The 13,373-nt window shown below is 46.2% G+C and carries 11 protein-coding genes; all 11 read right to left on the reverse strand.

Annotated elements, in window-relative coordinates; all coding sequences use genetic code 11:
- Positions 1–141 precede the first annotated feature (141 nt).
- The 11 genes from ACYUJT_RS21465 to ACYUJT_RS21515 all read right to left on the reverse strand — a co-directional run bounded on the left by ACYUJT_RS21465 (position 142) and on the right by ACYUJT_RS21515 (position 13,371).
- Positions 142–1,749 carry a response regulator transcription factor gene (locus ACYUJT_RS21465; RefSeq protein WP_460326114.1) on the reverse strand — a complete coding sequence of 536 codons (1,608 nt, stop codon included), beginning with the start codon at positions 1,747–1,749 and terminating at the stop codon, positions 142–144.
- The gene (locus tag ACYUJT_RS21470; RefSeq protein WP_460326116.1) at positions 1,727–3,427 is read right to left on the reverse strand and encodes a sensor histidine kinase; all 1,701 of its coding nucleotides are present in this window, start codon (positions 3,425–3,427) and stop codon (positions 1,727–1,729) included. The genes ACYUJT_RS21465 and ACYUJT_RS21470 overlap by 23 nt, the downstream gene beginning before the upstream one ends.
- Positions 3,428–3,546: 119 nt before the next feature.
- Positions 3,547–4,281, reverse strand: a complete 735-nt coding sequence (gene bglS / locus ACYUJT_RS21475; protein WP_460326118.1) for a beta-glucanase — start codon at positions 4,279–4,281, stop codon at positions 3,547–3,549.
- A 170-nt stretch (positions 4,282–4,451) separates the two neighbouring features.
- Positions 4,452–4,823, reverse strand: a complete 372-nt coding sequence (locus ACYUJT_RS21480; RefSeq protein WP_460326120.1) for an MmcQ/YjbR family DNA-binding protein — start codon at positions 4,821–4,823, stop codon at positions 4,452–4,454.
- 24 nt (positions 4,824–4,847) lie between these two features.
- Positions 4,848–5,516, reverse strand: coding sequence for an HAD family hydrolase (locus ACYUJT_RS21485; RefSeq protein ID WP_460326122.1), 669 nt, complete (start codon positions 5,514–5,516; stop codon positions 4,848–4,850).
- 148 nt (positions 5,517–5,664) lie between these two features.
- Positions 5,665–6,747, reverse strand: coding sequence for a Gfo/Idh/MocA family protein (locus ACYUJT_RS21490; RefSeq protein WP_460326124.1), 1,083 nt, complete (start codon positions 6,745–6,747; stop codon positions 5,665–5,667).
- A 28-nt stretch (positions 6,748–6,775) separates the two neighbouring features.
- Positions 6,776–7,927, reverse strand: a complete 1,152-nt coding sequence (locus tag ACYUJT_RS21495; protein WP_460326126.1) for a Gfo/Idh/MocA family protein — start codon at positions 7,925–7,927, stop codon at positions 6,776–6,778.
- Positions 7,928–7,996: 69 nt separating this feature from the next.
- Positions 7,997–9,598 (reverse strand): extracellular solute-binding protein, encoded by a 1,602-nt coding sequence (locus tag ACYUJT_RS21500; protein ID WP_460326128.1) that lies wholly within the window; start codon positions 9,596–9,598, stop codon positions 7,997–7,999.
- A gap of 105 nt (positions 9,599–9,703) precedes the next feature.
- Positions 9,704–10,576 carry a carbohydrate ABC transporter permease gene (locus ACYUJT_RS21505; RefSeq protein WP_460326130.1) on the reverse strand — a complete coding sequence of 291 codons (873 nt, stop codon included), beginning with the start codon at positions 10,574–10,576 and terminating at the stop codon, positions 9,704–9,706.
- Positions 10,577–10,588: 12 nt separating this feature from the next.
- A complete protein-coding gene (locus ACYUJT_RS21510; RefSeq protein ID WP_460326132.1) occupies positions 10,589–11,536 on the reverse strand; it encodes an ABC transporter permease in 948 nt (315 codons plus the stop codon).
- A 242-nt stretch (positions 11,537–11,778) separates the two neighbouring features.
- On the reverse strand, positions 11,779–13,371 hold the full coding sequence (locus tag ACYUJT_RS21515) for an extracellular solute-binding protein (protein ID WP_460326133.1): 1,593 nt from the start codon (positions 13,369–13,371) through the stop codon (positions 11,779–11,781).
- Positions 13,372–13,373 lie beyond the last annotated feature (2 nt).

The raw sequence follows: 13,373 nt of genomic DNA on the forward strand, positions 1-13,373 counted from the left end.
TTGACTACCTTTTTTCAGGTCTGTTTGAGCTGAATAAATGACTAACAAAGAACCAATTAATATGCAAAAAAATAAACGAGCTTCTCTGATTTGAAGGCATTATCGCCACCTTCAGCCAGAGAAGCTCTTATACGCTAACTACTATAACTGTTCTCGAAATTCATTGGGGGTCATACCGTATTCCTCCCGAAATACTTTGCTGAAATATGCAGCGTTTTTGAAGCCCATATGCTCAGAAATTTCATAAATTTTCAGGGAGTTGTCTTTGAGCATTTCAACCGCCTTCAGCATGCGCTGCTTCTGGATATATTCGCTAATTCCTTCTCCCGTTTCCATCTTATATAATCGGGACAAATACACGGGATGAAGATAGACTGCATCCGCTATCGTTTGCAGGGATGCCGTGCTCAAGTTTCGGTCTATGTATTCCCTTATTTTTAACGTCATTTTTTCTCTGGAGCTTCTCTGCTCTGCCTGGTCGCTGCGCTGAATTTTATCCAGCATGTAAAACGCCCACTCCGACAATTGCTGGACAGAATAAACAGACCGATCGAGAACGGCTGTACTTCCGACTAGATCGCTTAACAGCCGATTATGTTTGTGTGCATAATAATAAAACGAACCAACCACGACGGTATAAGCTTCCCGGACATGCTCTTCCGATAAGTTCCCCGCCTGCTTCATATCTTCAATCACCATCTCTAGTTTTTCCCGATATTCGTCCCACCTGCGGTTTTCAAGCAGATGCTGCAGCGTAGGTGTCTCGTACAGGCGATACAAGGGCTGCTGTACATAAGCTGCTTCGGAAAGCTGGCCAGACAGGAAACAGCCGGACTCATTCGCCAGCCTGCTGCGGATTTGCCCCGTAATATGACTGTACAGCAAGCTAATGTCTTCGGGAAATCTCCCCCACGTGCTTACAATAATGGATACGACACGATTCAAGTACAAGCCGATATTACGTTGAAGCTGCATCGCCAGCGAATCGAATTTTCGATGTTCATCCACCATTTCGTTGTCATCTTTGACAATCTTGTTCCGAACAAGCAGAACCAAGAGGCCATTGGCATCCTTACAGGACCATAAGTCATGGGAATCCCCCAACATCTCCACAGCAATATTCATAATGGCATATTCCACCAAGAAGAAATCCCGTTCATTAAATTCCGGCAGGCTTTCCTCCATTCGAATGACCATAATACAAATTTCATCCCCATAATGAAAAGGAAGCTCATACAAATCCAAAAGATAGATCAAGGAATCTTCCTTCAGCCTGCCCATTAACATCTCATTCAGAAGCTTATCCTTCAGGATCGGCAAGCTTTCCTTCAGCGTATCGACGACACGTGTTTGGGAGACAACCTCCTGCCATTCTTCCTTGATCTTTTGTACAAGCCTGCTTATTACAGCAATCAGATCCTCATCGGAAACGGGCTTAAGCAAATAGTCGGATACACCATATTTGATGGCTTGCTTGGCATAGGCAAATTCTGCGTGGCCTGAGAGCAGCACGCTTTTCACATGCCGATACTGCTGGTAGATCTCCGCAACCAATTCAATACCTGTCATGCGGGGCATATTAATGTCTGCAATCACAATATCAACCGCATGCTCCGCGAGAATCAACAACGCATCTTTTGCAGAATATGCCTTGTATACCGTCATGATTTCGAGCTGCTCCCAATGGATCGTGAAAGCGAGTGTATCCACGATCGTCGGTTCATCATCAACAATCAGTAAGCTTAACATTTGGTTCCTCCTGCTGTTTAATCATGCAACGGATAGAAACTCTCAATCCTCCCAAGCCGGAACGATCGAATTCCAGCCCCGAACCCGGCGCATACAGGTTCACCACCCTCTGGCAGGTATTCCACAAGCCGCAGCCTGTTTCGGGGGTAAGCGGAAGACTCATTTTTTCGCGAAGCTTCTCAAGGTTCTCCGGCTCTATACCGTCTCCAGAATCTTCAACAGTAATAACAAATCCATCCGATATGAAAAAGCCTTGGATTCTAATACTCCCTTCTTGATCACTCTTTTCGATGCCATGAATAATAGCGTTTTCAACTAAGGGCTGGATAAATAACCGGGGGATCGATACTTCCATAAGATCTTCGGAAATATGAACTTGATAGCTCATCGGTTTGCGGAAGCAATGAATGTTCAAATAATTCCTTAAGAAATTGACCTCCTCGCGGACTGTCGTCATCGGATTCTCAAGACGGGTCGTATAGCGGTAGTATTCTCCCAGATTGAGTGCCATAGCTACGACTTGCTCATCCTCGCCCAATTTGGCCATATTTTTAATATAAAACAGACAATTGTATAAAAAATGCGGATTGATTTGCGATTGCAGCTGCTTCAGTTCAGCTTCCTTCAATCGGAGCTTCTCCTCGTACACCTTTTCAATGAGCTCCTGAATCCGCTCCGCCATGTCATTAAATCCGGAGAAAACATCTTGGAACTCATCCCGGTGCTTGGCTTTCAACCGGGAGGAAAAGTGTCCCGAGCGGATATCCTGCAGCTTCATAACAAGCTCGTTGATAGGGTGCTGTATCTGCCGGTATATCAGAGCAGTGATAATTACACCAATCGCCAGCATCGCAATGATTCCAAGTACAAAGAATTGGCTGCTTTCCTTCACGGGCAAGACTACCTTCTCAAGCGGCACCAGATCGATCATAACCCAATCTAGACTCCCCACTGGGGCGTAATTAAGAAGCAATCGATGCTCCTTAAAATTCAGTATCTGGTTGCCTGGTTCTTGCAATGAATTCCAGTCCAGCTGCTGCCTCCATTCTCCCAAATCCGATGGAGGATTCCCGATGAAGCCATATTTCGGATGATACAGCATGGTGTGCCGATTCGAATTTTGCTGGAATTTGTTAATCATATCGCGAATGTAGGTATCTGAAAATCGGGCAATGACAGCATAATCAAGAGCTAATCGAACCATTGTAAAGTAGTTCTCGCTACTGCCCTGGCCTGATTCGTAGCTCCATAGTCCTTTACTAGGATCCACCCTCGTAATGGAAGCAAGATCCCCATAGACTACATCCGGCCGGGTAGAGATGACCTCTTCTTTTGATTTTAAAAATACGCTGATCTCCATAGGCCAGTTGGAGGATACACTCTGCAGCTTAATTCTTTCATACATATTGGATCGAAGCATATTAAAATCAAACAGATCTTCTGGTGCTGTCGTATTGATGTATTGTTTCATGATGGAGTCTTCCTCTAACTGCAACAAGTTGGCGGCCAAATTATTCACCTGGTTGTCCAACTGAACTAGAAAGAACCGCAATTGCTCGTAATAAGAGTTTTGAATATCACTTTCGATCACATGGATGCTCACTCTATACGAGTGGCCGTTTAGCGCGACTGCAATGCTCAATAACACGAACAGGACAATCGAAAACTTTAACGACAACGTAAACTTGAATTTCTTTCTTCTCCTTTTCGATCCCATCATCATCATCACCTAGGGTCATTATACTAGTACAATAAACAATCCGGAACAGGAGCGCCCCTGTCCGGATTGTTTGTTAATTAATTACTAGTGTATCTTACCCAATCATAGTAAGCGTACAGCGGATTAGCTCCATTATACGACCCGAGCCAACTATCTACTCCAGTGCCATTCCAAATATTCATCATGATTTTGCCAGGGGTTTTGGGAATGTTTTTAGTTGCCCTATGTTTCGCAACACCGTCAACATACCACGTTATGGAGTTAGGCTGCCAATCGAAGGCATAGGTATGAAAGCTTTGAGATGCGTCGAAGCCCAAATCAATGACCTTTTCATTCCCTCCAACACCGTTAGTAAAATAATTGAATTGTACTTTTGTCGTATCCTTGCCTAAAAATTCGATATCAATTTCATCCCATGGCGTGCCGTCGGTTGGCCCCGTGTAAGTAAAAAAGGACGAAACGATGCCCACATTCTTTGCCGGCTTCATATTCACCTCGTATAACCCATATCCGGCTGTGAACTTGCTGCGATACTCCGCACAATCGAATTTATTATAGGAAGGGCTTGTCAGTGCGAGACGCAGCTTGCCATCATTTGTGAACATTGCATTATTAGCCCGCCAGGTACAGTTGAACATGTTGCCGTTAGAGTACCCGTTGGCCATTTCCCAGGTCTGTGAATTATAGTACGTCATGGGTTCCCAAAACACAGTAGCGCCCTTCGCAGTGATCGCCAATGAAGTCAACAGAAGAAGCGAAGAGCAAAGCGCAATCAACCATTTCTTCTTCACATTTCTCACCTCTTGGTTCATATTTTCCCTGCTTGCCTCTCTTGGTCCCAATATCCTCCTTTCCCCGGAAAATGCTTATAAAGTTCATGATGCAACCTAATCTTATTGTTATTTGCCATAGATTTCCATAACAAGAAATTAACTTTAACATCAATTTTTCAAACCTTTTTGCTTGAATAGAACAAAATGGGCTACTTCCCGTCAATTCTCAGGAGCACCGCCTCCCGGGCTGCCTTCGTGAGCGTGCCGAGCACCAAATCATAGGAATGGTCGATCATCTTCTCCAAATCATCCATAGGAAGACTCCCGTCCGCGATAACCGTATTCCAATGCTTTTTGTTCAAATGGTATCCGGGGCGAACGCACTCATGCTGCTCCCTCAGATTCTCCGCAATCACGGGATCGCATTTCAGCGAAATGTGTACCTCCTTGTCATCGCCAACCTTGGTAAGCAGCGCAAACATTTTGCCTCCTACCTTCATGACCAGCGGGTCCGGACCGAACGGATAATCTTGGACGGCTCCTTTTTTGGACAAACAATAGGCTGTTAATTGGTCGTACATGTTATCACCCTTTAGCAACGAAAGTTAGGTTACGTTATGTAATACAATATGAAGTAATTCCTCTAGATCGTCAATTTCTGCATCAGCCTCAACAACAGTTGCAAACTGACTATTTCGTTTCCAAACCGCTCTCATTCCAACATCACGACTGGCTCGTATATCGTGATCAGGATGATCTCCAACAAAAAGAGCATTTTCGGCGTTTACACCAAGTTTCATCAATGCACGATTAAATATTGCTTTATCAGGTTTCCGTAGTCCTTCCCATTCAGATATTAAAACCTCATCGAATAAATATTCAATCTGTAACGCCTTGAAATTATCATATTGGAATTGTCCAAAACCGTTTGAGATCAATGCCAACTTTATGTTATGGTTTTTTAACTGAGTAAGCATACTTAACAAGTTCGGAAAGCCTGTACAATGCCTTTGGAAATTTCTTATGTAATCATCTAATAGCAAAGTCCAATCCATGTTTTTAATAGAAAACTCATCCATCATCTGTTGATATACTTTGTCCTTCCATACGTAACCATGATTATCAAGTTCGATAAACCGTTGGACGAAAACTTCTTTTTCAACGATTTGTAACGCAGAATAACGATGGTATTGGTCTCTCACAAATTCTAATAGTGATGAGTCACGGTCTAGCAGTGTTCCATCCAAATCAAAAAGAACCGCATGTATAGTCAATTGAATCCCTCCTTTCCACACGGAAATTCGTCGTAAATAAATAGTTCTCCTGCTTGGGGTAGAAAAGAGCCTTCCAAAAAGAAAAATCACAGGCGTATGGCCCGTGATTGAAGGTTGCAGCCTCAGACTGCGCAAATGTATTGGCAAATTAAGCCGTTTCAATTTTTATAGCCGACGCTTGCGCCTCAATGCATAAAGCGGCCGCTTTAAAAGCATGGTCCTGCGTCATCGCGTTTTCCGTCCCGTTTAGAATATCCAAAATAAACTCGCCGAAATAAGGGTATCCCACTTTACCAGAACAGTCGAAATGCCGCTCGCCTTCATGGTTGACTAAATACAAATGATTGCCGGACGCTTCCCGGGCGATATCGATGTATTTTCTAATTTCAATATACCCGTCGGTGCCTAATATAAAGGTTCTTCCATCGCCCCATGTGCCCAGCCCGTCAGGAGTAAGCCAATCTACGCGAAAATAAAACGTTGCCCCATTATCCGCCACCAGCGTAGCGTCGCCGAAATCCTCAAACTTCGGATAATCCTTAAAATTGTAATTGGCTACTTTACTGTGCAGCACTTTGGCGTCCTTGGCGCCCGTATAGGATAAAAATTGCTCGATTTGATGGGAACCGATATCGCATAAAATGCCGCCATAATAGGCGGGATCAAAAAACCACTCCGGCCGGGCTTTTACATTCGCGCGATGCGGACCCGTGCCGATCACTTGAACGACGCGGCCAATGGCGCCCTCCTCAATCAACTGGCCGGCAAACACGGCGCTTTCCACGTGCAGGCGTTCTCCGTAATAAATTCCCCATTTCAGTCCAGTCTCTTTCGTTTTCAGGCGAGCCTGATCCACCTGCTCCAATGTGGTAAAGGCCGGTTTATCGACAAAATAATGTTTGCCATGATCCAACGCTCTAAGCCCCAGAGCGCCACGCTCAGATGGAATGCAAGCGCCGGCAATCAATTTGATTTGCGGATCGTTTAAAATTTCCTCCTCGGACTGTGCCGCTTTCACCTGGGGAAAAGTATTTACGAATCGCTGCACCTTCTCCGGGTCCGGGTCATACACCGCCACGAGCTCGGCACCTGCCTCCATGAGGCCGTTGCACATCCCATAGATATGCCCATGATCCAAACCGATTGCCGCAAACTGAAATTCCCCCTTGCCAACTACGGGGTTTGGTTTTCCTTTTGGCGCATAGTTCATGCCGTCCTGCTTATTTGTCATTGTGTCTGCTCCTTTTCAAGTCAACTTCTCAAGCATTGCCACCCGACGTGATCGTATTGTCGCTAAAGTTTTCGATGCTGGTTTTCTTGTCATAGAAATAGGTTGCGTGCTCCAGAACGCCCTGCCGCGAATAGAAGGGACTATCCGGCCCCAGCGGCAGCTTGACTGTCTGTCCGGTGCTGGCGGATTGATAAATTGCCGTAATGAGCTCAAGCGTCCGTCTGCCTTGAATACCGTCTGCCAGCACAGGCGTGTTCTGTTCGATAGCTCTCAGGACATCCAAGATCTGTCCGCGATGGCCCTCATAGGGAAGATCGGCTTGCTCATCGTAGACCTTCTGGATTTGGGTCTCCAACGCCTTATCCTCCTCCGGGAAACCGTTCGATTTGGAGGTGGAAGCGGCCACTTTCCATGGCGCAGATACGCGCGCATGCTTTCCTTGGAAGATCAGCTGCTGCTCTTGGCCGTGATGCACCACGGAGCTGGTGATTTGGGCCAACGCTCCGTTATCGTAACGAGCTATTGCAATAGAGATGTCCTCCACCTCGGCATTGTCATGCGATGTATTACTCATGACGGCAGTAACTTCGGCAGGCATGCCGTTCATCCATTGGAAAATATCAATATGATGTACCGCATGATTTAAAGTGCAGCCACCTCCTTCCTTCTCCCAGGTCCCCCGCCACCACAGATCATAATAACAATGGCCCCGCCACCAAAAGGAATCGACTTGTACGTGCACAACCGGGCCGATTAAATTCGTGTCCAGCACATGCTTCAACTTCATCATGGGCGTAGTAAAGCGGTTTTGTGCCACGACAGATAAAATCTTACCGCTTCGCTCCGCCGCTTCATTCATAGCATCGCATTCTTCCAGCGAGGAAGCCATCGGCTTCTCGACCATGACATGTTTACCAGCGTTCATGCAGGCGATCGCCGTTTCCGCGTGAGTATAAGGAGGCGTACACACAGACACCAAATCGATGTCGCTGCGCTGGAGCAGTTCCTTGTAGTCGTTGTACACGGCCGCTTCCAGTTTAAACTCTTCTATTCTTTGCTTCGCCTTATCCGGATAAATATCACAGATGGCCACGATTTTGCATTGCTCCGGAAATTGTAAATACGCTTGAATATGCGCCGAAGAAATGGCGCCGGCCCCAATCACGGCTACATTTAACAATAGATTCCACTCCTTTATACTTAGGTGTAAATCGGGCCTCCTACTCGAAAGGCCCGACTGTTTAATAAGTTACTGTTTGTAGAACTCATCGTATGCCGCCATTTTGCCCTCCATGACTGCTTTTCCGCCCATAGCCATGTATTCTCCTACTTTTTGTTCATAGATTTTATCGAATTGATCCGGTTTGGCCGTAACAATCTTGGCTAGCATTTCCTTTTCGAAATCCTCCAGGATTTTAGCGTACTTGATTTCAGCATCCACCGGAATATCTACCCGGGGCAAAGTATACCCATCGTTATTGCCCACTTGGATACTTGTGACGGTGAAATCTTTGAAGTTAGCGTCAAAAGCATTAGCTGCGATGTTTTTGTCCGGATCTTCCGTTGAAATGTATTTACCGTTGAGAATAATGCAGTAATCATAGTAGTTGTACAGCAAGTTCTGGGCTTCCGGCGTATCCAGCAGCACAGGAAGTCCGTCTGCGCTCATCTCGTACGATTTGCCTTCCTCTCCGTTTTGGAGCACCAGTATATTTTGGGGATCCGACATCCAATCCAAGTACTTGATCGCCGCAACTGCATTTTTGCTTGTGGCCGGAACCATAATAAAGGCGCCGTTCGGTTCATAGATTGGCTTTGGATGCTTCCCGTCGGGTGTGGAGAAAGGGTCGATTGCCTCAAGCACAGCGTCTGGATTATTCGCCTTCAAATTGGCATAGTAACCGTTATAAACCGGTTCATTCGTATTTGGCGTACCAGCGCCTGCAATGCTGTTCACGACTTGCTGAGCGAAAGCTTGGCTGAAGTCATCGCTGATCGCGAAGTCCGGATCGATCAGCCCCTCATTGTACATCTGGTTCAATAGCTGGTAACCGTCCTTGCTGCCCGGTTGCAGCCATCTTGGAACCGCATACAAATCTTTATCCGAAATTTCATCCCACTTCCAGAAGGAATTCACCAAAGGCATCATATGGAACACATCGATGTAACCGTAAGGAATCACTTTGCCCCCCGTGTTTCCGGGATCTTTCTCTTTAAAGGCGCGCATCGCATTTACAAATTCCTCCGTCGTTTGCGGAAGCGGCAGATTTAATTGATCCAGCCAGTCCTTGCGGATAAAAGTCGTCGTTTGAGCCTGAATCACGCGAAGCGCGGGAATGACATATTGTTTTCCTTCAAAGACGCCGTAAGGCAGGGAAGGTCCCAATACTTTTTTCAGGTTAGTGCCGTGCTCGTCAATGATCGGACCTAAATCAGTCAGACCGCCGCTTTTCACATAGTTTTGCACGGTCGGTTTGTTATACGTAAACACAATATCTGGTGCGGAACCCGATGCCATCAGTACATTCAGCTTATCCACTTCTTCCGCGCGCGGAAACGTAACAAACTCTACGTCGATGTTGTTGGGGTCACCGAAATTTTTCTGGATGTACTGCGTCATAAAGTTATTCGTAATCGGCGGCTGACCAGCCGGCGTATTGTTTCTGTCGAACAATTCTACTTTTAGCTTAATCCGTTCACCTTTAGCTTCCTTGGGTGGATTGGCGGAATTACCGTCCTTACCTTCTTTGCTTGCTCCATTTCCTCCGCTGCCGCAACCTGCCAACACCATTGTCACACTTAGGACCACAGCCAGCAGAGCAAACAGGGATGAGCGATATGATTTTCGCATGCAATTGCCTCCCTTTTCACTTTTTATATATAGTGACCTTCAGCGCAGTCGTCGCTAGACTTCTGCCGAAGAGCAGCTATTAAAATAATTCCGGCCTTAGCGGGGCTATCCCTTGACGGCCCCCGTAAGCATGCCGGAGATGAAATACTTCTGCAGCCAAGGATACACCAGCAAAATCGGTACGGTGGCAAACATGATACTAGCCGATTGGATGCCTTGCGGAATCGGGGTCGCCGCGTTGAAGCCTTCCTGCGCCGTAGCATCGTTCACTTGGCTATTGATCACCATCTGATAAAGTTTCAACTGGAGCGGGTACAAATTTTTATCGTTGATATAGAACAATGCATCCTGGAACATATTCCATCGATCCACGGCGGAATATAGTCCAATGGTCGCCAGAATCGGCAGTTGCAGCGGAAGGACGATCCGGAGCAGGAATCGAAAATGGCCGCAGCCGTCAATCCAGGCCGAGTCCTCCAGCTCATTGGGGACCCCGCTAAAAGAAGTTCTCATAATAATCAACAAGAAGGCGCTGATCATCAGCGGTAGAATGAGCGATAAAGGCGAATTTAACAGATTCAGTTCCTTTATAAGCAAGTAATTGGGGATAATCCCTGGATTGAAAAACATCGTGACGACAATCAGGCCAAACATGATATTCCGGCCTTTAAAATTTCTGCGGCTTAAAGCATAGGCCGCCATGATGGTCATCACTAAAGCGACCGCCGTATATACGGCGACCAGGACAACCGTAAGAACAAGGGAACGCATCATGGATGCATCTCCGAAGACCGCGGAATAGGAATGAAAGTTCCAGTCAACAGGCCATAGGAACACTTCACCCGACATAATTGCCCTGTTGCCGCTAAAGGATAATGCAAAGATATGGATCATCGGCACGACGCAAAACAATGAAAAAATGCCGATAAGCACCATGATGACGACATCAATGATTTTTTCAACAGGATTCCTTATCACGCAAGTCCCTCCTTAGAAGATTCCTTGATTGTTGACTTTTCTGGAAATAAGTTCAGCCGTAAGCAGCAGGACCAAACCGACGACCGATTGGAATAATCCAACGGCAGCCGCAAGAGCAAATTGAGCGGACTGGATACCGACCGTGTATACATAAGTACTGATGACCTGGGCTACATCCATCACGTAACCATTCTGCAAAGCATAAGGCTGTTCAAAGCTGATGTCCGCCATATGCCCGATTTGAATAATAAACAACACGACGATAGTCGGTTTAATCCCGGGAAGCGCAATGTGCCAAATCTTTCTCAACCGGCTGGCCCCGTCCACTTCCGCGGCTTCGTATAGTTCCTTATTAATCCCTGTAAGCGCTGCCAAGTATAAAATCGTTCCCCAGCCTGCATAATGCCACACTCCGGCTCCCGTATAAGTAAGGATCCACATGATCGTATCCTCGAGAAACGGAATTGGTTGTCCACCGAGGCTTCTTATAAATTCATTCACGCTGCCCCTATTGGTAGCCAGCAATTGAATAGCCATCCCGCCGACAATGACCCAAGAGATAAAGTGGGGCAGATACAAGAGCGTTTGGCTCACGCGCTTATACCAGTTGATGCGCAGCTCATTGAGCATAAGCGCCAATATGATCGGAATCGGGAATGTCAGCAAAGAAATTACATTTAACATTAAAGTATTGCGAAGCGCTTTATAAAACTGCGGCATCGCGAAGATCTCCCGAAACACGTCTAGTCCGACCCACTCGCTCGCCCATATGCCTTTAAAAATGTTGTAGTCCTTAAAAGCGACCACGACCCCCAGCATCGGGATGTACTTGAAAGTAATAAAGAATGTCATAGGTAATACCATCAGGAGATACAACGGCCATTGCCGTTTAAAGCCGGACATGGCATTTCGTCGTTTGACGGTGAGCTCTGCTCCCGGCCGGCGCACCTCTGTTTGCATAGGCGTCATCCTTTCCGCTGAAGTCTATTGATTGTTTGGAGCTAACTATACACCAGGGATTTTCCATTGCGATATTCTCAATTATTTTTGGGCTCACACCTTTTTTTTGCGGCCCATTCACCTTTTTTATATGTCTAACTATTTTTGTCATGGCAGGCCTACGACCGTATTATTGTCACGCACAAAAAAAGAAGTGCCCTGAAGGAATGCATATCCCTCAAGACAACTTCTTCATTTATGGCCTACTGGTGATCCTGATAAGCCCGATGTTTCTCCTCCTGAACCTGCCTTCCCCCCATCATCATATACTCTGCTACTTCCTCGTCGTATACGGCATCGAATTCCTCGGGCTTCGCTGTTAGAACTTTTACAAAGATTTCATCATTCTTATCGTTCAGAATAGCTGAATATTTAATTTCAGACGGCAGGATGATTGGGATCCGCGGAGTTGCAATTCCATCGTTCATTCCATATTCCACACTCCGGAGTGCGAAGTCTTCAAAGCTGGGAATCGAAGCATTGGCTTTTAGATTCAACTGTTCGTCCGTGCTGCTGACATATTTGCCATTCAGAATAATGCAATAATCGAAGTAATTAAATAGCAGCGTGTTCGCATCTTCATTCTCCAGCGCAACTGGCAATCCATTCTCCATTTTGTAGGTTACCCCCTCAATCCCGTTCTGAAGGGTAATATAGTTTTCCGGCTGCGCCATCCAATTCAAATACTTGATTGCTGCCTCGGCGTTGCGGCTCGTTTTTGGAACCATAATGTACATACCCGTCTTTTCCAAAATCGGCTTTGTTTTTTTGCCATTCGCATTGGTGAAGGGATCAATGGGAGTCAGTATCGCGTTTGGATCGTTTTTTTGCAATTCGGCTAAATACCCCATATACACAGGCTCAATCGTATTGGGTGTTGCAGCGCCTACGCGACCGTTCACCAAGTCCTTCTGGAATTGCTGGGCGTACCTGTCAAGATGAAAATCAGGATCGATTAGACCTTCATGATACAGCTGGTTCAGAAATTTGAATGCATCTTTGTTGCCCGGCATCACCCAGCCCGGGTCAGCGTACAAATCTTCCTCGGTGATTCGGTCCCAATCCCAAAACGAGTATTGCAGCGGCGCTATATGATAGTAATCGATATGTCCATAGGGATAAATGTTTTCTCCGTATTTCTCCAGCCTAATCTTCTTGAACGCCTTCAATGCTTGATAAAACTGCTCTGTCGTTGCAGGCAAAGGCAATTCCGCTTCCTTGAGCCAGTCTTCGCGTATGAGGGTCGTGCTTCGGGCCGTTAGCACGCGCTTGGCCGGAATCGTAAACTGCGTTCCATTTATGCGTCCATAGCTTAAGATTTCCTCACCCAGGACGCTCGTCAGGTCTTGACCGTACTGATCTAACAAAGAGGAAAGGTCGGTTAATTTTCCTTGAGTGAAAAAATTATAGACCGTAGGAAGATCATACGTAAACACAATATCCGGGGCCTGATTCGCGGCCATTAGCACTTGTAGTCTCCCCACTTCTTCAGCCCTGGGAATCGTAATGAATTCAACCTTGATGCGTTCTGGATCTCCAAAGTTCTTTTGAATATATTGCGTAATATAATTGTCCGTAATCGAGTTTGCTCCAGCGGGTTTATTATTACGTTCGAACAGTTCGATCCTTAACGTTGTCCAACGATCGGTCGAAGCAGATTCGTCGGGCCCAAGGCGCCGGCCGGCGCCCTCCGCTTGGCCTGATTTATTCGATCCCGCAGGGCTGTTACAGCCTATCATAAATGACAAAATGGCGATTACCACCATGATCGAAGTTAAAGACCGTAGAAGCGGCATGG

This window comes from Paenibacillus sp. YSY-4.3, assembly GCF_054767475.1.

What these genes read in the sequence shown, in the direction of transcription:
- ACYUJT_RS21515 (WP_460326133.1), bottom strand. Translation starts at nt 13,371, where the DNA reads ATGCCGCTTCTACGGTCTTTAACTTCGATCATGGTGGTAATCGCCATT.
- ACYUJT_RS21465 (WP_460326114.1), bottom strand. Translation starts at nt 1,749, where the DNA reads ATGTTAAGCTTACTGATTGTTGATGATGAACCGACGATCGTGGATACA.
- ACYUJT_RS21480 (WP_460326120.1), bottom strand. Translation starts at nt 4,823, where the DNA reads ATGTACGACCAATTAACAGCCTATTGTTTGTCCAAAAAAGGAGCCGTC.
- ACYUJT_RS21510 (WP_460326132.1), bottom strand. Translation starts at nt 11,536, where the DNA reads ATGCAAACAGAGGTGCGCCGGCCGGGAGCAGAGCTCACCGTCAAACGA.
- ACYUJT_RS21490 (WP_460326124.1), bottom strand. Translation starts at nt 6,747, where the DNA reads ATGACAAATAAGCAGGACGGCATGAACTATGCGCCAAAAGGAAAACCA.
- bglS (WP_460326118.1), bottom strand. Translation starts at nt 4,281, where the DNA reads ATGAACCAAGAGGTGAGAAATGTGAAGAAGAAATGGTTGATTGCGCTT.
- ACYUJT_RS21500 (WP_460326128.1), bottom strand. Translation starts at nt 9,598, where the DNA reads ATGCGAAAATCATATCGCTCATCCCTGTTTGCTCTGCTGGCTGTGGTC.